The organism is Xenorhabdus entomophaga, assembly GCF_037996725.1.
Taxonomy (GTDB): Bacteria; Pseudomonadota; Gammaproteobacteria; order Enterobacterales; family Enterobacteriaceae; genus Xenorhabdus; species Xenorhabdus khoisanae.
In genome coordinates, this window is sequence record NZ_JBBMXH010000020.1 from 1 (window position 1) to 18,541 (window position 18,541).

16 protein-coding genes, 1 tRNA gene and 2 pseudogenes are annotated in these 18,541 nt (G+C 45.9%); 12 read left to right on the forward strand and 7 right to left on the reverse strand.

From position 1 onward, the window contains the following. Positions 1 to 111: 111 nt before the first annotated feature. A pseudogene (locus tag AAC854_RS06205) lies at positions 112 to 675 on the forward strand (aspartate-alanine antiporter-like transporter); the annotation flags it as partial. 359 nt (positions 676 to 1,034) lie between these two features. Here AAC854_RS06205 and AAC854_RS06210 read toward each other — a convergent pair. Together AAC854_RS06210 and AAC854_RS06215 are read right to left on the reverse strand one after the other, a co-directional pair. Next, positions 1,035 to 2,291, reverse strand: coding sequence for a valine--pyruvate transaminase (locus AAC854_RS06210; protein WP_340616353.1), 1,257 nt, complete (start codon positions 2,289 to 2,291; stop codon positions 1,035 to 1,037). A 129-nt stretch (positions 2,292 to 2,420) separates the two neighbouring features. Further along, positions 2,421 to 2,984 (reverse strand): DNA-3-methyladenine glycosylase I, encoded by a 564-nt coding sequence (locus AAC854_RS06215; RefSeq protein WP_340616354.1) that lies wholly within the window; start codon positions 2,982 to 2,984, stop codon positions 2,421 to 2,423. Between the two features lie 195 nt (positions 2,985 to 3,179). On the opposite strand from AAC854_RS06215, the gene glyQ reads away from it, so the two are divergent. From glyQ to AAC854_RS06235, 4 genes and pseudogenes are all read left to right on the forward strand, one after another. After that, positions 3,180 to 4,088 carry a glycine--tRNA ligase subunit alpha gene (glyQ, locus tag AAC854_RS06220; RefSeq protein ID WP_273547033.1) on the forward strand — a complete coding sequence of 303 codons (909 nt, stop codon included), beginning with the start codon at positions 3,180 to 3,182 and terminating at the stop codon, positions 4,086 to 4,088. A gap of 9 nt (positions 4,089 to 4,097) precedes the next feature. After that, on the forward strand, positions 4,098 to 6,167 hold the full coding sequence (gene glyS, locus AAC854_RS06225) for a glycine--tRNA ligase subunit beta (RefSeq protein WP_340616355.1): 2,070 nt from the start codon (positions 4,098 to 4,100) through the stop codon (positions 6,165 to 6,167). A gap of 182 nt (positions 6,168 to 6,349) precedes the next feature. Further along, a tRNA-Pro gene (locus AAC854_RS06230) sits at positions 6,350 to 6,426 on the forward strand. Between the two features lie 280 nt (positions 6,427 to 6,706). Continuing rightward, positions 6,707 to 6,847 (forward strand): annotated as a pseudogene (locus AAC854_RS06235) (transposase); the annotation flags it as partial. 151 nt (positions 6,848 to 6,998) lie between these two features. Here the strand turns inward: AAC854_RS06235 and cspG are convergent. Then, on the reverse strand, positions 6,999 to 7,214 hold the full coding sequence (gene cspG, locus AAC854_RS06240; RefSeq protein ID WP_340616356.1) for a cold shock protein CspG: 216 nt from the start codon (positions 7,212 to 7,214) through the stop codon (positions 6,999 to 7,001). A 790-nt stretch (positions 7,215 to 8,004) separates the two neighbouring features. On the opposite strand from cspG, the gene dppA reads away from it, so the two are divergent. From dppA to AAC854_RS06275, 7 genes are all read left to right on the forward strand, one after another. Next, positions 8,005 to 9,615 (forward strand): dipeptide ABC transporter periplasmic-binding protein DppA, encoded by a 1,611-nt coding sequence (gene dppA / locus AAC854_RS06245; protein ID WP_340616357.1) that lies wholly within the window; start codon positions 8,005 to 8,007, stop codon positions 9,613 to 9,615. A gap of 145 nt (positions 9,616 to 9,760) precedes the next feature. Continuing rightward, entirely contained in the window at positions 9,761 to 10,780 is a 1,020-nt protein-coding gene (dppB, locus tag AAC854_RS06250; RefSeq protein WP_340616358.1) for a dipeptide ABC transporter permease DppB, read from the forward strand. Positions 10,781 to 10,790: 10 nt separating this feature from the next. Next, entirely contained in the window at positions 10,791 to 11,693 is a 903-nt protein-coding gene (gene dppC, locus AAC854_RS06255; protein ID WP_340616373.1) for a dipeptide ABC transporter permease DppC, read from the forward strand. A gap of 12 nt (positions 11,694 to 11,705) precedes the next feature. Beyond that, complete coding sequence (gene dppD / locus AAC854_RS06260; protein WP_340616359.1) at positions 11,706 to 12,686, forward strand: dipeptide ABC transporter ATP-binding protein; 981 nt, start codon at positions 11,706 to 11,708, stop codon at positions 12,684 to 12,686. After that, complete coding sequence (gene dppF / locus AAC854_RS06265; RefSeq protein ID WP_340616360.1) at positions 12,683 to 13,759, forward strand: dipeptide ABC transporter ATP-binding subunit DppF; 1,077 nt, start codon at positions 12,683 to 12,685, stop codon at positions 13,757 to 13,759. Before dppD ends, dppF begins: the two co-directional genes overlap by 4 nt. 195 nt (positions 13,760 to 13,954) lie before the next feature. After that, a complete protein-coding gene (locus AAC854_RS06270; protein ID WP_340616361.1) occupies positions 13,955 to 14,680 on the forward strand; it encodes a HAMP domain-containing protein in 726 nt (241 codons plus the stop codon). Between the two features lie 87 nt (positions 14,681 to 14,767). Beyond that, the gene (locus tag AAC854_RS06275; RefSeq protein WP_340616362.1) at positions 14,768 to 16,207 is read left to right on the forward strand and encodes an insulinase family protein; all 1,440 of its coding nucleotides are present in this window, start codon (positions 14,768 to 14,770) and stop codon (positions 16,205 to 16,207) included. A 138-nt stretch (positions 16,208 to 16,345) separates the two neighbouring features. On the opposite strand, the gene AAC854_RS06280 is transcribed toward AAC854_RS06275, so the two are convergent. From AAC854_RS06280 to yhjD, 4 genes are all read right to left on the reverse strand, one after another. After that, entirely contained in the window at positions 16,346 to 16,645 is a 300-nt protein-coding gene (locus AAC854_RS06280) for a helix-turn-helix domain-containing protein (RefSeq protein ID WP_273547040.1), read from the reverse strand. Position 16,646: 1 nt separating this feature from the next. Then, positions 16,647 to 16,997: a type II toxin-antitoxin system RelE/ParE family toxin gene (locus AAC854_RS06285; RefSeq protein WP_340616363.1), complete on the reverse strand. Its 351-nt coding sequence runs from the start codon at positions 16,995 to 16,997 to the stop codon at positions 16,647 to 16,649. 134 nt (positions 16,998 to 17,131) lie between these two features. Then, a complete protein-coding gene (locus tag AAC854_RS06290; protein ID WP_072061445.1) occupies positions 17,132 to 17,395 on the reverse strand; it encodes a 2-hydroxymuconate tautomerase family protein in 264 nt (87 codons plus the stop codon). 61 nt (positions 17,396 to 17,456) lie between these two features. Further along, positions 17,457 to 18,437 (reverse strand): inner membrane protein YhjD, encoded by a 981-nt coding sequence (yhjD, locus tag AAC854_RS06295; RefSeq protein ID WP_340616364.1) that lies wholly within the window; start codon positions 18,435 to 18,437, stop codon positions 17,457 to 17,459. Between the last annotated feature and the right edge of the window lie 104 nt (positions 18,438 to 18,541).

Below are 18,541 nucleotides of genomic sequence, written 5' to 3' on the forward strand. Positions count from 1 at the left end.
ATGCTTGCCGAGATCGATACCAATAAGGGTGACGTTTTGCATGATGGACTCTCCAGAAAAAATACTCTATAAAGAGTATGGTTCACAAGGTGGGGAAGACCATCTCATTAACTCCAGCAAGTTCAGATGCTGCCCGTATTTATTGGAATAGGGTTGGGAATTTTGCTGGGTTCCATTCCGTTGTTTATTCCCGGTTTTCCCGCCGCCTTACGTCTTGGGTTAGCGGGCGGGCCTTTGGTGATTGCGCTGATTTTGGGGCGTATTGGCACGATTGGTAAACTCTATTGGTTTATGCCTCCCAGCGCGAATTTGGCACTGCGTGAATTAGGGATTGTCATGTTTCTTGCCGTTGTCGGGCTGAAATCCGGTGGCAATTTCATTAATACACTGGTGCATGGAGAAGGGTTGGCATGGATAGGCTATGGGGTCTTGATAACGATAGTACCCCTATTGATCGTGAGCTTGCTGGCACGCGTTGTTGCCAAAATGAATTACCTTAGTTTGTGTGGGATGTTGGCAGGGTCAATGACTGATCCCCCAGCGCTGGCTTTTGCCAATGCCATTCACAGTAACAGCGGGGCGGCTGCGTTGTCGTATGCGACGGTTTATCCACTGGCGATGTTTTTAAGGATTATGTCGCCCCAAATTTTGGCTGTTATTTTCTGGGCACTATGACTTAAATCAATGCCAGCTACTTAAGCATACTTACTTAATCCATTAAGTGTGCTTTAGATCACAGAATATGGCCTGACCATTCAAATTTGGCCTTAATTTGAGATAGTAGAGGTAATTTAAAGTGAAAAATCCCTGCTTATTCAAGCCATTATATAAATATTTTTCTGGTTAAATATACTCAGTTCAGGGAAGGTATATAAACAAGGATTGTTTTCCTTTCCTAATTGTGTGTGAAGAATTCTTTTTGGATTCTAATAACTACTGTCCTGTTCGCAGGTAAAAGTCCTCGTTATCATCTTGCTCCCTCCCCCCTAAATGAGGGAGCTTTTTTTTTATTGTATTTCTGCTTTCTGCGTTATTCAGTGTTCTGCTTCTTTATGGGCTATTTCTATCTCTTCAGACAGAATGCGGATACCTTCTTCGATTTTTTCCACGTCAGGCACATAGTTCATACGCATACATTGATGGGCATGAGGCCAATGATGTTCCAATCCCGGAAAGAAGAAATGCCCCGGCACCATCAGTACGTTTCGTTTTTTCAATCGTTGATAAAGCACTTCTGTCGTGATTGGCAGGTTTTTGAACCAGAGCCAGAGGAATATTGCGCCTTCCGGTTTATGGATAAGGCAACGATCTTCCGATATATGGCGACGAATGATTTCAATTACGTTGTCTACCCGTTGCTTATAAAACGGTTTAATGACATTTTGCGATAGACGAAACAGATCATTACGTCTAATCATTTCCAGCGCGATAGCTGGTCCAACACCGCCCGGAGCCAGACTGATAATACCATTCATGTTACTGACTGCATTGATGATTTTTTCATTGGCAATGATGATTCCGCAGCGGGAACCCGGTAGGCCAAGTTTAGACAGGCTCATGCACAGAATGATATTGGGATTCCACAGAGGGGTCGCTTCACTAAAGATAATACCGGGGAATGGCACACCGTAGGCATTGTCGATCAACAGAGGGATTTGATGTTGTTGAGCCAGCCCATCCAAACGCAGTAATTCTTCGTCAGTGATAACGTTGCCCGTTGGGTTAGTTGGACGGGAAACACAAATCAGGTTGATGTCTTCAGAAATATTGAGGTGGTCGAAATCAACGTGGTATTTGAATTGACCGTTAGGTAACAGTTCTATATTGGGTTTATTGGCGACAAATAGCCCTTCATCCAGACCCGAATCAGAGTAACCGATATATTCTGGCGCAAGAGGAAACAAAACTCGCTTCATTGAGCCATCTTCAGTGCGACCAGCCAATAAATTGAACAGATAGAAAAAGGCACTTTGGCTGCCGTTGGTCAGGGCAATATTTTGCGGGTGGATCTCCCAACCGAGTTTTTCCTGTAACTCCAGAGCCAAGGCTGTTATCAGGGTGTTTTTCCCCTGTGGTCCGTCATAGTTGCATAGGGTCTCGCTCAATTGACCGCTCGACGCCATATCAGCCAGTATTTGTTGGAAATACTCATCCATTTCAGGAATATGTGCTGGATTACCCCCACCTAACATAATTGCGCCGGGTGTTCTCAGACCTTGATTCAAATCATTCATCAGACGGGTAATTCCCGAATCTTGCGTAAATTTGTTTCCGAATTGCGAAAATTTCATAACGGTGTTTGCGTCTGTTTTTTGTATGAGAAAAAGACACCATACCCCGCTCATTATTAGGGCGCAACGGGAATTATGGAGAGCCTATGTTGTTATATATCGTATGCTGATAACTTCCGGCGTAAAAACTTATTTTCGGCACAGGCAATCGACAAGGTGATCGTTTACCAGACCTGCCGCTTGCATAAAAGCATAGCAGGTAGTACTACCAATAAACTTAAATCCCCGTTTTTTCAGATCAGTGGAAAGTGCGTCGGAAATGACGGTCTTGACAGGAACGTCTGCCAGTGTTTTCCAGTGATTTACCTGGGGAGAATCGTCGACAAAGCGCCAGATAAATGTGCTGAAATCTTCACCTTGTTCGGCCATTTGCAGATAAGCACGGGCATTATGGATAATCGCATTGATTTTGGCGCGGTGACGCACAATAGCGGGTTCTTGCATTAGCCGATCGACATCGGTGTCATCCATTTTGGCTATTTTGACGGGATCAAACTGATGGAAGCACTTTCTATAACCTTTCCGTTTTTTCAGGATAGTAAGCCATGATAAGCCCGCCTGCTGTCCTTCAAGGCAAATCAGCTCGAAAAGCTGCTTGCTATCTTTCAGTGGGTTACCCCACTCATTGTCATGATAGGCCAGATATTCAGGATCAGATGTAACCCAACCGCAGCGAATTATTTCCTTGTTCATGAATCGAACTTCTCCTCAGGTGGTGATTAATAATTGCACCAATAATAACTGGATAAATATACAAGTAAAGTAGCTTGAATAAGATTTTTTTATACTGCGGCAAAATTGAGAGGCGATCAGTGCTGTATATCTTACAGTCAAAGGGTATACTGATCGCTTTCGTTTAAATTCATATGCATCGCGTGCGGATTCAACATGCAAAAGTTTGATACCAAAACCTTTCAGGGAATCATCCTGACATTACAGGATTACTGGGCGCGTCAAGGCTGTACCATTGTCCAACCACTGGATATGGAAGTCGGCGCTGGGACCTCTCATCCTATAACCTGTCTGCGTGCTTTGGGGCCAGAACCTATTGCAGCAGCTTATGTGCAACCTTCACGTCGTCCAACTGACGGCCGTTACGGCGAAAACCCGAACCGCCTCCAGCACTACTATCAATTTCAGGTTATCATCAAGCCCTCACCGGAAAATATTCAGGAACTCTATCTTGGTTCCCTGAGAGAGCTGGGACTTGATCCTACCGTTCATGATATCCGTTTTGTTGAAGATAACTGGGAGAACCCAACCTTAGGTGCTTGGGGTTTGGGCTGGGAAGTCTGGCTGAACGGCATGGAAGTGACTCAGTTTACTTACTTCCAGCAGGTTGGCGGTCTTGAGTGTAAGCCAGTGACTGGCGAGATTACTTATGGCCTGGAACGTCTGGCGATGTACATTCAGGGCGTAGACAGTGTTTACGATTTGGTATGGAGTGATGGCCCACTGGGTAAAACCACGTATGGCGACATTTACCACCAGAACGAAGTTGAGCAGTCTACTTACAACTTTGAACACGCCGATGTCGATTTCCTGTTTACCTGCTTTGATCAGTACGAAAAAGAAGCACAGGAACTGCTGGCACTGGAGACTCCACTGCCATTGCCGGCTTATGAGCGCATTCTAAAAGCCGGCCATACCTTCAACTTGCTGGATGCCCGTAAAGCAATTTCTGTGACTGAACGTCAGCGCTATATCCTGCGCATCCGTACCCTGACCAAAGCAGTTGCTGAAGCTTATTATGCCTCCCGTGAGGCGCTTGGCTTCCCTATGTGTAACAAAAAATAAGAGGCCATCATGACTCAACAGACTTTCCTTGTGGAAATCGGCACAGAAGAGCTGCCACCAAAGGCGCTGCGTTCACTGGCTGAATCCTTTGCGGCCAATTTTGAAGCAGAACTGAAAAACGCCAATCTGGGTCATGGTGAAGTTAGCTGGTTTGCTGCTCCTCGTCGTTTGGCGTTGAGAGTGGAAAATCTAGCTGCGGCACAGGCTGATCGCGAAGTTGAAAAACGTGGCCCTGCGATTGCTCAGGCGTTCGATGCGGAAGGCAACCCCACTAAAGCGGCGGAAGGTTGGGCACGTGGTTGTGGTATCACCGTTGATCAGGCTGAACGCATGGTTACGGACAAAGGGGAATGGCTGCTGTATCGCGCTCAGGTCAAAGGCCGTGAGGCAAAAGAGCTGCTGGCGGATATGGTGAGCAGTTCTCTGAGCAAATTGCCGATTCCTAAGTTAATGCGCTGGGGCGATAAAGAAACTCAATTTGTTCGTCCGGTGCATACGGTGACTCTGCTGCTGGGTAGCGAAGTGATCGAAGGCGAAATTCTGGGTATCAAATCTGATCGCATTATTCGTGGTCACCGTTTTATGGGTGAAGCGGAATTCGCCATTGAGAATGCAGAACAGTATCCGGCTATTTTGCAGGAGCGTGGTCGGGTTATCGCCGATTACGAAGCCCGTAAAGCGATCATCAGGCGTGATGCGGAGCAAGCCGCGATGCAGCTTGGCGGGGTGGCCGATCTGAGTGACAGTTTGCTGGAAGAAGTGACTTCTCTGGTGGAATGGCCGGTCGTGCTGACCGCAAAATTCGAAGAAAAATTCCTTGAAGTTCCTGCGGAAGCGTTGGTTTATACCATGAAGGGCGACCAGAAATATTTCCCGGTTTATGACAAAGCGGGCAAATTGATGGCGAACTTTATTTTTGTTACCAATATTGAATCTTCTGATCCCCAGCAAATTATTTCAGGTAACGAAAAAGTTGTTCGTCCACGTCTGGCAGACGCAGAGTTTTTCTTCAAGACTGACCGTAAGCAGCGTCTGGAAGATAACCTACCGCGTTTGGAAACTGTACTGTTCCAGAAACAACTGGGCACGTTGCGTGACAAAACGGATCGTATTCAGGCTCTGGCTGGCTGGATTGCTGAAAAAATCGGTGCTGATGTCAATCATGCGACGCGAGCGGGCTTATTGTCCAAATGTGACCTGATGACCAACATGGTGTTTGAGTTCACCGATACGCAGGGCGTCATGGGGATGCACTATGCTCGTCATGACGGAGAAGCTGAAGATGTGGCACTGGCACTGAATGAACAGTATCAGCCACGTTTCTCTGGGGATGAATTGCCATCTACCGGAGTTGCCTGTGCGGTTGCCATTGCAGACAAAATGGATACGTTGGCGGGGATCTTCGGTATTGGTCAGCACCCGAAAGGGGATAAAGATCCGTTTGCTCTGCGTCGTGCGGCATTGGGTGTTCTGCGCATTATCGTTGAGAAAAAACTGCCTCTCGACCTCCAGACTTTGACGGAAGAAGCGGTGCACCTGTACGGTGACAAGCTGACCAACGAAAAAGTGGTGGATGATGTTGTTGAGTTTATGCTCGGTCGTTTCCGCACGTGGTATCAAGAGCAAGGTTATAGTGTAGACACCATTCAAGCGGTATTGGCGCGTCGTCCGACTCAGCCGGCAGATTTTGATGCCCGCATGAAAGCAGTTACGCATTTCCGTACTCTGGATGAGGCGGTTTCTCTCGCGGCTGCCAATAAACGTGTTTCCAACATTCTGGCAAAATCAGAAGAGCAGTTGAATGATGCGGTTCTTGCTTCCGTATTGAAAGCGGCAGAAGAGATCCAACTGGCAACACATCTGGTCGTATTGAAAGAAAAACTGGCTCCTCTGTTTGCTGAAGGCAACTATCAGGATGCGTTGGTTGAATTGGCTTCTTTGCGTGAAGTGGTGGATGCGTTCTTCGACAATGTGATGGTGATGGATGAAGACAGTCAGGTTAGGATCAACCGCTTGACGCTGTTAAGTGAACTGCGTGATCTGTTCCTGCGTGTAGCGGATATTTCATTGCTCCAGTAATTTTTGATTTATTGGTTCAGTGTTATCGCCTGATGCAAAGCCCCGCCAACCAGAGCGGGGCTTTTTACTGCGTGCAATAGGCTATAAAACGTCTGTTTTGGATGGATAATCATCAACTAATCACTTATCTTTAAAAAGGTATTGACGGTTTGCTGCGCTGGCAGTAAGATGCGCTTCGTTTTCGGCGAGTAGCGCAGCTTGGTAGCGCAACTGGTTTGGGACCAGTGGGTCGGAGGTTCGAATCCTCTCTCGCCGACCAGCATTCTGAAACCCCGCTCTTTTGAGCGGGGTTTTTTCTTTTGTGATTTCTTTCTTTGTGATAAAGAAACACTGAATCACACACTTATTGGGTTTACAGCCGGGCATTGATTAATCAAATGCCATATTCCGAAAAGATGCTACCAGCAGAAACCAACATTTATGTCAGTGGCTTAAATTGCTTAAATCCTGCATCTTCCTTTCATGCCAATTGGTTTAGCGAATGAAAGGAATTCCCTTCAATTTGGTTATTGTATTAGGGCCGACAACAGCCAGTGCGCAGTGCATTGATTACGGGGATTGGTAATGGGCATGATTTTAAAAATGGTCGTCAACTGGCTGCATGGCTTGGTTTAACGCCATCACAGTACAGCAGTGGAGGAAGGTCCCGTTTGGGAAAATATCAGGAAAAAACAAACCGGCATGACTATCCGGTATACTGACTTTTTGTGTTGCTTCAGAAACCGGTATGGATACAACCGGTTTCTGAAAATATTCTGATATCCAGTCATTCTGTCCACTCAGGCCGGAGGCCGTCTTCGTTATCGCAGAGGAAGGGATTCAGGAGCGATTTTACGCTGTAGGCACAACGTTTGCTGCTGCTGGGCCTTTGGCGCCCTGCTCAATGGAGAACTCGACCTTCTGGCCTTCGAACAGAGTGCGGTAGTCGTTACTCTGGATAGCGGAGAAGTGCACGAACACATCCTTGCTACCATCTGTTGGGGAGATAAAACCAAAACCTTTATCTGCATTAAACCATTTTACTAAACCAGTCATTTTATTAGACATGTGATATTTCCTTTGATTGAGCCTTTTAGGCGAATATGGCCTGTTTTACAGAAACTACTTAGCGCTTAAGGGAGAAACTCAAAAAGAAGGGGATATCTGGGATAACGCCTGGAGATGAGAACTGCTTTAATAAACTGCTTTGTATGAGGTCTGTCTTTCAAACCGACGGGGCTATTAACGCATGGTCCCGAGTATTAAGCAAGTTTTATTTTAGCCATCTAGAAGTTCGTGGTTGCTGTGCGACATGATAAAACTCCTTGCTTGAGGCTGTAAGCTAGATTAAGTAACTATGAAATTTCAATCTTTTTATGGTTGATTTCCTATCAGGAAATAGTGATTACGACGGTAGTGCTAAGTTGTTAATTTAATAATGATGTTATTAATCCCATCCGAATTGAATGAATTAAAAAATATTTATTTTTTCTGTCTCGATTCACTATGTTGTATTACTCCGCCATTCTTATAACCCTTTTTGCTCATTATTTAAGTAATTGGTCACAAATTCAAAATTATAATCACCAGAGATTAATTCTTTGCATTAACCGCATTTTTAGTGAATTTGTCTATTTCATGTGCACGGCATCATATTTTTTAACCATTTTTGTTAAAAAATTTTTTCTTTTATGTTTTCCTAATGTTTCTGGTGTTATGTGTGATTATGTTGACGTCAGGCATAACAATTGCTTAATTGATAAACGAAAAACAATAAAACGGGCTGGGACAGTAGCATTTAGGAAGAAAACTCTGGGCTGGCTAAGACACAATGAACATCACAAACGGAGTTCAAGTAATGGCAATCTCCAAAAAAAAACAGTCCAGTTTATTGAAACTGGGAGTCGCCCTTGTCGCATTGGCTGTCACGGCCAGTATTCAGGCAAAAACGTTGGTTTACTGTTCTGAAGGCTCTCCTGAAGGCTTCAACCCGCAGTTATTTACAACTGGTACAACCTATGATGCTAGCTCTGTACCAATCTATAATCGTTTAGTGGATTTTAAATTAGGTACAACAGAGATCATTCCAAGTTTGGCTGAACGTTGGGACGTGAGCGACGATGGCAAAATTTATACTTTCCATTTACGCAAGGGAGTAAAATGGCAAAGTAGTAAAGAATTTAAACCAACCCGCGATTTTAATGCCGATGATGTGATTTTTACCTTCATGCGTCAGAAGGATAAAAACCATCCTTACCATAAAGTTTCAGGTGGCAGCTATGAATACTTTGTTGGCATGGATCTGGGTAACATCATCAGTAAAGTAGAAAAAGTCGACGATTATACCATCCGCTTTGTGCTCTCCCGCCCTGAAGCCCCTTTCTTGGCCAATATCGGGATGGATTTTGCCTCGATTCTGTCCAAAGAATATGCTGATATCATGATGAAGGCGGGTACACCGGAAAAAGTCGACCTGAATCCGATCGGGACAGGCCCGTTCCAGTTACAGCAATATCAGAAAGACTCCCGCATTCTCTACAAAGCATTTAAGGATTACTGGCAAGGCCCAGCGAAACTTGACCGTCTCGTATTCTCAATTACCCCAGATGCGTCTGTGCGTTATGCAAAATTGCAGAAAAACGAATGTCAGGTGATGCCATATCCAAATCCTGCCGATATTGCCCGTATGAAGCAGGATAAAGATATCGTTCTAAAAGAGCAGGCAGGGTTGAATGTCGGTTACCTTTCTTTCAATGTCACCAAGCCACCGATGGATAACCAGAAAGTTCGTCAGGCGTTGACGATGGCAGTAAATAAAGATGCCATTATTGAAGCTGTTTATCAGGGGGCGGGACAAAAAGCGAAAAACCTGATCCCACCGACCATATGGAGTTATAACAACGACATTAAGGATTACGCTTATGATCCTGCCAAGGCCAAGGAATTGTTGAAAGAAGCCGGGTTCCCGAATGGTTTTGAAACGGATTTGTGGGCAATGCCAGTACAGCGTCCGTATAACCCGAATGCCCGTCGTATGGCGGAAATGATTCAGGCTGACTGGGCGAAAATTGGCGTGAAAGCCAAGATCGTAAGTTATGAATGGGGCGAATACATGAAACGGGCCAAAGATGGTGAACCAAAGACGATGATGATCGGGTGGACTGGTGACAATGGTGATCCAGATAACTTTTTTGGCACCCTGTTTAGTTGTGCAGCCAAAGAAAAAGGTTCCAACTATTCTAAATGGTGTAATAAGCCATTTGAGGACATTATCCAACCTGCACGCGAAACTGCCGATATCAACAAGCGCACGGAGCTTTATAAACAGGCGCAGGTTGTTATGCATGAACAAGTACCTGCATTGATCATTGCTCACTCCACAGTTTACGAACCTATTCGTAAAGAAGTGAAGGGTTATGTGGTCGATCCTTTTAGTAAGCATCACTTTTACAACGTTGAACTCAAATAATTCTTGCTATTGAGCTGTTGTGATTAACCATCCCCCAGATTTTTCTGCGGGGATGGTTTCGCTTCTCTGATGGGCAAGTAAACACGTGTATCACACCAAGCGGCCTGAAGAGCCGTAACTGGTATTTAAAAAGAGAATTCAGGATATGCTGCAATTTATCCTTCGACGTTTGGGATTAGTGATCCCGACGTTTATTGGTATTACGCTGCTGACGTTTGCTTTCGTGCATATGATCCCCGGTGATCCCGTGCTGATTATGGCGGGAGAACGCGGTATTTCTGCTGAGCGACATGCCCAATTAATGGCAGAAATGGGGTTGGATAAACCTCTCTGGGAGCAATATCTTCATTATATCAATGGCGTACTGCATGGTGATTTAGGGATTTCCCTGAAAAGTCGCATTCCGGTGTGGGATGAATTTGTTCCACGGTTTAAAGCGACTTTCGAATTGGGATTCTGTGCCATGTTATTTGCCATCTCCGTGGGTATTCCTGTCGGGGTATTGGCGGCGGTCAAACGGGGTTCTGTTTTTGATCACACAGCGATTGGTTTGTCTCTGACTGGTTATTCCATGCCAATTTTCTGGTGGGGGATCATGTTGATTATGTTGGTTTCCGTCCAGTGGGATCTCACCCCCGTTTCCGGCCGAATAAGCGACAGCGTATTTCTTGATGACAGCAATCCCCTGACGGGATTTATGCTGATTGATACGCTGTTTTGGGGAGAAGAAGGGGACTTTGTTGATGCCGTGATGCATATGGTTCTGCCGGCGGTTGTGCTGGGGACGATCCCGTTGGCGGTGATTGTGCGTATGACCCGTTCCTCCATGTTGGAAGTGTTGGGTGAAGATTATATCCGTACCGCTCGTGCAAAAGGCTTGAGCCGTATCCGTGTCATTGTCGTTCATGCGTTGCGTAACGCGTTGTTACCGGTGGTGACGGTAATCGGCCTTCAAGTGGGCATTATGCTGGCGGGGGCAATTCTGACCGAAACTATTTTTTCGTGGCCGGGATTGGGACGTTGGCTGATTGATGCTTTGCAGCGTCGTGACTATCCGGTGGTGCAGGGTGGGGTATTGCTGGCTGCGACGATGATCATTCTGGTCAACCTGGTGGTTGATTTGCTGTATGGCGTCGTCAATCCGCGTATTCGTCATAATAAATAAGGAGCACATGATGACTCAAACAACTGAGACAGCGGTATCGGGTGCGCCAAAATTGATGACGCCGATGCAGGAGTTCTGGCATTACTTTAAACGTAATAAAGGTGCAGTGGTTGGCCTTGTCTATGTTGTCCTGATGTTGCTGGTTGCATTGTTGGCGGGAATATTGGCACCACACGGCCCGGCAGAACAGTTTCGTGACGCTTTACTGACCCCGCCGGTATGGCAGGAAGGTGGAAGCTGGCATTTTATCCTCGGTACCGATGATGTCGGACGCGACATTTTATCCCGCCTGATGTATGGCTCACGGCTCTCATTGCTGGTGGGCTGTCTGGTCGTAGTAATGTCATTGCTGATGGGGATTACGCTGGGAGTGCTGGCGGGTTATTTCGGCGGTATTGTGGATACCACTATCATGCGTATCGTCGATATTATGCTGGCTTTGCCAAGCCTGTTGCTGGCATTAGTATTGGTTGCGATCTTTGGCCCATCCATTGTTAATGCGTCACTGGCTCTGACTTTTGTCGCCTTGCCCCATTATATCCGCCTAACGAGGGCAGCCGTGTTGGTTGAAGTCAACCGCGATTACGTGACGGCCTCTCAAGTGGCTGGCGCGGGAGCCATGCGACAGATGTTCATCAATATCCTGCCAAACTGCCTTGCACCGTTAATTGTGCAGGCGTCATTAGGGTTTTCAAACGCCATTCTCGATATGGCCGCCTTAGGATTTCTGGGAATGGGGGCACAGCCACCGACGCCAGAATGGGGAACCATGTTGGCGGATGTTTTGCAATTTGCCCAGAGTGCATGGTGGGTTGTGACCTTTCCGGGGGTGGCAATTCTATTGACGGTACTGGCGTTTAACCTGATGGGAGACGGGTTGCGTGATGCACTCGATCCTAAGCTCAAGCAGTAGGGGTATTGTGAAATGGCATTGTTGAATGTAGACCAATTATCGGTGCACTTCGGGGATGAAGATGCGCCTTTCCGCGCCGTTGACCGTATCAGCTACAGTATCGAGCAGGGAGAGGTTGTCGGGATTGTCGGAGAATCAGGTTCAGGTAAGTCAGTCAGTTCATTGGCAATTATGGGGCTGATTGATTATCCGGGCAGGGTCATGGCTAAGAAAATGGAATTCGATGGTCGTGATCTGACTAAAATCTCAGAAAGAGAGCGCCGCCAGTTGGTGGGGGCGGAAGTAGCGATGATTTTTCAGGACCCCATGACCAGCCTTAACCCGTGCTACACCGTCGGCTATCAGATCATGGAAGCGCTGAAAGTACATCAGGGCGGTAATCGAAAAACCCGGCATCAGCGGGCAATCGATTTATTGACACAAGTGGGTATCCCCGATCCGGCTTCCCGTCTGGAGGTTTATCCACACCAATTGTCGGGCGGGATGAGCCAGCGCGTGATGATAGCCATGGCTATCGCCTGTCGCCCGAAGCTCCTGATTGCTGATGAACCTACGACGGCACTGGATGTTACGATTCAGGCGCAAATCATCGAATTGCTGCTGGAGTTGCAGCGGCAGGAAAACATGGCATTACTTTTGATCACGCATGATTTGGCGTTAGTCGCAGAAGCAGCTCACCATATCATTGTGATGTATGCCGGTCAGGTAGTTGAAATTGGCAAAGCAACAGAAATCTTCCGCGCGCCGCGCCATCCTTATACACAGGCATTACTGCGGGCATTGCCGGAATTTGCGGTGGATAAATCCCGTTTAGCATCGTTGCCCGGTGTTGTCCCCGGAAAATATGATCGCCCAACAGGATGTCTGCTCAATCCTCGTTGTCCTTATGCCAATGAACATTGCCATAAGGAGGAACCTCCATTGAAATCAGTGGGGAGTCGTCAGGTTAAATGCCATATGCCGCTGGATGATGGGGGGAGGCCGACAGTATGAGTGTCCAACAAAACTATATAGAAGAGAACCTCGTAGATGGAAATCATGTAAATGAAAACCATGTACAAGCAAATCCAGTGAGGGAAACAGCAACAGTGCCTTTGCTGAAAGCCACTGAGTTGAAGAAATATTATCCGGTGAAAACGGGCTTATTCTCACCTGAGCGCATGGTTAAGGCATTGGATGGTGTTTCATTTGAGCTGGAGAAAGGCAAAACGCTGGCCGTTGTCGGGGAGTCAGGATGTGGAAAATCCACGCTGGGTCGCTTACTGACCATGATTGAAAAACCGACCGATGGGGAGCTTTATTATCTGGGGCAGGATCTATTAGTGCCAAATAAAGAAGCTGAGAAGCTGCGTCGCCAGAAAATCCAAATCGTATTCCAAAACCCCTATGCCTCCTTGAATCCCCGTAAAAAAGTTGGTCAGATTCTGGAGGAACCGCTACAGATTAATACCTCGCTTACGGCATCTGAGCGCAAGGAAAAAGTCTTGCAAATGATGGATAAAGTGGGGTTGAAGCACGAACATTATTCGCGTTATCCCCATATGTTTTCGGGTGGGCAGCGTCAACGGATTGCTATTGCTCGTGGGTTGATGTTAAACCCTGATGTTGTGATTGCGGATGAACCCGTTTCTGCGCTGGATGTTTCGGTGAGGGCACAGGTTTTAAACTTGATGATGGACTTGCAGCAGGATTTGGGCTTATCTTACGTCTTTATATCCCACGATCTTTCGGTCGTTGAGCATATTGCAGATGAAGTGATGGTCATGTATTTGGGGCGCTGCGTTGAAAAAGGCAGCAAGCATATGATTTTCAATAATCCGCGCCATCCTTATACACAGGCGTTGTTGTCTGCAACGCCTCGCCTGAACCCTGAATTGCGTCGTGAGCGTATTAAGCTGACGGGAGAATTACCCAGTCCGATGAACCCACCTCCGGGGTGTGCGTTTGCGGCCCGTTGCCGTCGTGCATTTAGCTCATGTCACCAATTCCAGCCTAAGTTAAAGCAATATGGCGAACAACTGATCGCGTGTTTCGCGGTCGAACAGGATGAAAAACCATCCGCCTGATTGACCTGACCGTGGTATAACGTGTAAACATAGCAGTACGTTATGTAAGTACATGAAAGAGCACAATCGTTATATCCCGGTCATTTTCTACTTTGAATTCATCAAAATAAGACGACCGCAATTAAAATCAAGTATACTCAGTCACATTATTAAGGTGTACTAGCCAGTCTTTTCACAATTATCGGTTTGGATAAGATGAAGTTGCGTGTCAAACGTTCGTTAACTATTAAACAAATGGCCGCAGTGACAGGAGTCACTTTGGTAACTATTGCCATTTTCATCACTATCCAGCTATCTCATTTATTGCAGCAGCGGAAAGATGATTACATCAGCCAGCTTAATAACGCGGCTGTGCACATCCAGACTCCTTTGGCGGAAGCGCTGCTGAGCTCAGATCTCAATAAAGCGAAGGCATTGTTGATTGGGCTAAAGACCTCAGGCATTCTGGGTCGGGCCGATGTGGTATTACCTAATAACGTTCGGGTGATGAGTCTGGACTTTGCAACTCATCGCCCTATACCTGAGTTGGCAAAGCAGGTTTTTGGCATTCCTGTTGAGGTCAATATCCCGCTATATGTCTATGGTGTTTCACCAAAAACCGCAGAACCTCAGGGACATCTCATTTTGCAGGTCGATTCCAACCGAGTATACCGTTTTGCTTTGAATACACTTGCATTAATGTTGACAACCTATTTATTACTCGCACTTATTCTTACGGTGGCGATAAGCTGGTGTGTGAACCGCATTATTATCCATCCACTACGCTATATTGCGCGGGAACTGAATGAAGAACAGCCACCAGAGCCTATGTCTTGCCCTAAAAGCCATCAGGATGATGAGCTGGGGTTACTGGTAAAAGGCTATAATCGTCAGGTTAATAAGCAGAAACGCCATCAAAATGAAACCTTACAAGATGAATAATGGTCTAATCCTTGGTGATAATATCTAGATATTTCTGATTGTCTCAGGTTTTGAAGGATAAAACTAAACAGGTAGGGGTAAGTGATAATGCAGGGCAACAAAATCGGATATCTTATTGGTGGCGCAATTCTGGCGACGACTTGCTTGGCTCAGGCAGAAATCTTGCAGCCCGATCCGGCCTGGCAACAAGGTAAACTTGAAAATGGGTTTAGCTGGCAAATCCTGCAAACACCACAGCGGCCCAATGACAGAATACAGTTGCGGTTATTGGTAAAAACAGGTTCATTGGTCGAAAAAAAATATCAACAGGGTTATACCTACCTGATCCCGAAAGTTGTTTTATCCAGCAGTAAAGATTTATCATCACAAAAACTTGAAAACCTCTGGCATAACGCGATTGACACCAAAAACCCCTTTCCTCCTGCCATTGTTTCATACGATTTCACCCTTTATAGCTTAAGCTTGCCGAATAACCGCCCTGAGCTACTGCAAGATGCGCTGATATGGCTTTCTGATATCGCTGGTGGTGCTGTATTTATACCGGAAACATTGGCACAGGCCACGAAAGAAGAGGAATATCCTGTTACAACTTTTCCGCCTGATGTCCAGGATCCGGTATGGCGTATGCGGTTGCAAGGTTCGACGCTGATAGACCATGATCCCGGAATGCCGGCATCCAAGCCTGTCGATGTGAAGAAAGTCGAAAATTTTTATCATCAGTGGTACACGCCGGACGCGATGACGCTGTACGTTGTGGGAAATGTTGACAGGCGATTCTTGTCAGAACGGATTAACCAGACATTTTCGCCATTGGAAGGAAAGCGTCAAACACCGGTTCCTGTTCCTACACTGCTGCCGCTGAAAGCAGCAACGATTGGCGTAGTGAGTGATAAGATCAAACAAGATCGCCTGTCTTTAACCTGGAACCTGAATTGGCTGCCTATTAACGATTCGCAGACGCTGATGCAGTATTGGCTGAATGATCTGGCACGTGAGGCACTTTACCGTTATCTGCAATCCGGGCTTCAGGAAAAGCAGGATGACATGAAGTTGGGGCTGGATTGCCGGGTGATTTACCAGCGTGCGAATTGCTCATTAAATCTGGATGCCTCCTCGGACAAGCTGATGGGATCCACGCTTTATCTGGCTTCCCAGTTGTCATCATTGCGTGAAAATGGGTTGCCGGAGGGGCAATTTGATGAACTTTATGCCCAGAAGAAAGTTCAGCTCCAGCAACTATTTGCGATGTATGCGCGTACTGATACTGACATCTTGATTAACCAACGCCTGCTGTCACAACAAAATAATGTGATAGATATCGCCCCTGAACAATTCCAGAGATTAAGACAGGTATTTTTATCGTCCCTGACACCACAGATCCTGAATAAAAAACTGAAAGAGATGTTGTCTCAGGAAATCTCTTTTATTCTGGTGCAACCAAAAGGCGAAGAAACAGTTGATATTAATCAGCTCAAAAATAGCTTTAACCAGATTATGAGACCGGGACCATTGCCGGAGAAGCCTTGAGACGCGACTCTATTTAAAACACCGGCTAATAATAAACCAGTATTGTAGCTATGCTCTTACTTTGCGGGTTCTTGCGACAAGTGCTTAGGGACAGGTGAAATTACGATAGAATGAGGTGGGACCGTGGTCCCGCTTGTTTTAAATAGTAAAATTCATTGACTTACCACCGGGCAGTTTAACACCCAGAGTCATTTCACCGCCCATAGATTCAATGTATTTTTTTAGTGTGGATATTTTTAATTCATTTCCACGTTGCTCAATAGCAGCAACTGATGACTGTGCTATGCCTAAATTTTTAGCAACTTGAGTTTGTGACAGTTCCAACTCTTCACGAATTTGGTACAGTTGTGTTTCAAGCAGCAAAGCATCGGCTTTTTCTTTAATCCGTGCTCTGCTTTCAGGACTTCGTTTTGCCATCAGTTCTGTTAAAGTGGCCATCTCATCTCTCCAAATTCTCTAGATGAATTTTAAATTGTTCATCAGCAATATTAACCATTTCTGCATAGAACAATTTTTGGTTTTGCCCTGCTTTATTACCAGCACAAAGTACAATTGCATTACGATTCGGATCAAATGCGAAAAAAGCTCGAATAGGATCACCACGATGTTGAATTCGAAGCTCTTTCATATTTGGATATCGCGAGCCATTTAAGGTATCTACGAGCGGGCGACCTTGCATTGGCCCTTTGATTTTCAGAACGTGCATGGCAGCCAAAACATCTTCCTGTAGCTCATTAGATTGCTCATCAAACCATAGGCCAAATAATTCTGTTGTTATTATTTCCCACACACGTAGCCTTCTCCATTACCATTCTAATGCTGTTTTATAGGCCGCAGTCTATAATTATTATAGGCTGCGGCCTATAAAATTCAAGCCATCAAACTGACTAGCTGATTCTCTTTCTTATCCTTTAATTCATTCTGTTACTTTTTTGCTGCTTTCGCTGCCGCCCTCAGCTCAGTTACGTTCTTACCCCCAATCCCCCAGTTATCTGTTTCCACTTCGTCAATGATCACAAAAGTCGTGGCAGGATTTTTCCCAAGTACATCCACCAGCAGTTGGGTTGCACCTTCAATCAGTTTTTGTTTCTGCTCAGCGGTTGCGCCTTCGCGGGTAATTCTGATGTTCACAAATGGCATAAAATGACTCCTTTTTTGATTTGTTATGAAATGCTTCTGATGAAGCATTCCCACTTTGATACGGGAATGTAGGTACAGCAAAAAAACAGTCTGGCTTTTTGATATGCGGTTATTGCTCTGGTTTCTTCTCTTCTGCGGTCGCAATCCACGCGGCACAAAACAACGTCAGCCGGGCGAAGAAATAGAAGAATGCCATTAAACCAATGACGGAACCAAAAGCAGCGCCAGAAGGGGAACTGGCAAGGCGTGGCAGCATCATGGTCATAATATATTTGATGACTTCAAATCCAATGGCTGCCATTAACGTACCTTTGAATAGCGCTTTTCTTTCAGGCCGATGGCGCGGCAGGATCCAAAGTATCCATAGGAATAACAAATAATTGGCAGAAATGGAAATAGTCATGCCAATTGATGTCCATGCAGGACGGAGCCATTCTATGCCTTCCAATCCGAGGGCATGGACGATGGTGGCTTGGGCAGAGCCTGAAATGGAAGTCAGCGATAGTGTCATCACTAATGCAAAAAGAAGGCCGAATAAAGAGAAAAAATCGCGAATATACTGAAAGTAAATTTTCTCTTTATCTTCATGGTTGCGTTCCCAAATATCACGGGATTGCGCGAGGATCGCTTCGCGCAAATTTCCCACCCAGTTCAGACCCGAATAGAGGGCGATTGCCAAACCAGTCAGGCCGACAGTTGTTCTCTGGTTGACCGCAGTGTCTACACTGTTTTTTAGCGTGTTGGCGAGGGAGGGATCACTGATGCTACTGGCGATGCCATTGATTAAGCGTGCCAGCAAGTCCGGGTTGGATGCCAGTACAAAACCTGCAACGGCAAAAGAGAGCATCAGGATCGGAATCAGGGAGAGAAAGGAAAAGTAGGTAATTGCAGCACCAAACTGGCTACCCATGCGATCGTTGAAGCGTTGTGCCGCCCGGATTAAGTGGGCAATAAAAGGAATACGGCGGATAGCGTTGCCAATGCGAATCGTCACGGAAAGCGCTTTTTTACTGCCATGTAGCCCTTTCGCTAATGGGGTGGGGATTCTCCCTATACCGGATTGTTCCCTGTTTTTATGGTCAATTGGCATTACATCCTCTTAAATCTGGTTTAGACTATCATTACTCGTTATATATTTCATAAAATACATATTTCTTGAAATATATAGCTGTTGAAGCACGTGTCTCTGAAATC

What these genes read in the sequence shown, in the direction of transcription:
- AAC854_RS06210 (WP_340616353.1), bottom strand. Translation starts at nt 2,291, where the DNA reads ATGAAATTTTCGCAATTCGGAAACAAATTTACGCAAGATTCGGGAATT.
- AAC854_RS06215 (WP_340616354.1), bottom strand. Translation starts at nt 2,984, where the DNA reads ATGAACAAGGAAATAATTCGCTGCGGTTGGGTTACATCTGATCCTGAA.
- glyQ (WP_273547033.1), top strand. Translation starts at nt 3,180, where the DNA reads ATGCAAAAGTTTGATACCAAAACCTTTCAGGGAATCATCCTGACATTA.
- glyS (WP_340616355.1), top strand. Translation starts at nt 4,098, where the DNA reads ATGACTCAACAGACTTTCCTTGTGGAAATCGGCACAGAAGAGCTGCCA.
- cspG (WP_340616356.1), bottom strand. Translation starts at nt 7,214, where the DNA reads ATGTCTAATAAAATGACTGGTTTAGTAAAATGGTTTAATGCAGATAAA.
- dppA (WP_340616357.1), top strand. Translation starts at nt 8,005, where the DNA reads ATGGCAATCTCCAAAAAAAAACAGTCCAGTTTATTGAAACTGGGAGTC.
- dppB (WP_340616358.1), top strand. Translation starts at nt 9,761, where the DNA reads ATGCTGCAATTTATCCTTCGACGTTTGGGATTAGTGATCCCGACGTTT.
- dppC (WP_340616373.1), top strand. Translation starts at nt 10,791, where the DNA reads ATGACTCAAACAACTGAGACAGCGGTATCGGGTGCGCCAAAATTGATG.
- dppD (WP_340616359.1), top strand. Translation starts at nt 11,706, where the DNA reads ATGGCATTGTTGAATGTAGACCAATTATCGGTGCACTTCGGGGATGAA.
- dppF (WP_340616360.1), top strand. Translation starts at nt 12,683, where the DNA reads ATGAGTGTCCAACAAAACTATATAGAAGAGAACCTCGTAGATGGAAAT.
- AAC854_RS06270 (WP_340616361.1), top strand. Translation starts at nt 13,955, where the DNA reads ATGAAGTTGCGTGTCAAACGTTCGTTAACTATTAAACAAATGGCCGCA.
- AAC854_RS06275 (WP_340616362.1), top strand. Translation starts at nt 14,768, where the DNA reads ATGCAGGGCAACAAAATCGGATATCTTATTGGTGGCGCAATTCTGGCG.
- AAC854_RS06280 (WP_273547040.1), bottom strand. Translation starts at nt 16,645, where the DNA reads ATGGCCACTTTAACAGAACTGATGGCAAAACGAAGTCCTGAAAGCAGA.
- AAC854_RS06290 (WP_072061445.1), bottom strand. Translation starts at nt 17,395, where the DNA reads ATGCTTCATCAGAAGCATTTCATAACAAATCAAAAAAGGAGTCATTTT.
- yhjD (WP_340616364.1), bottom strand. Translation starts at nt 18,437, where the DNA reads ATGCCAATTGACCATAAAAACAGGGAACAATCCGGTATAGGGAGAATC.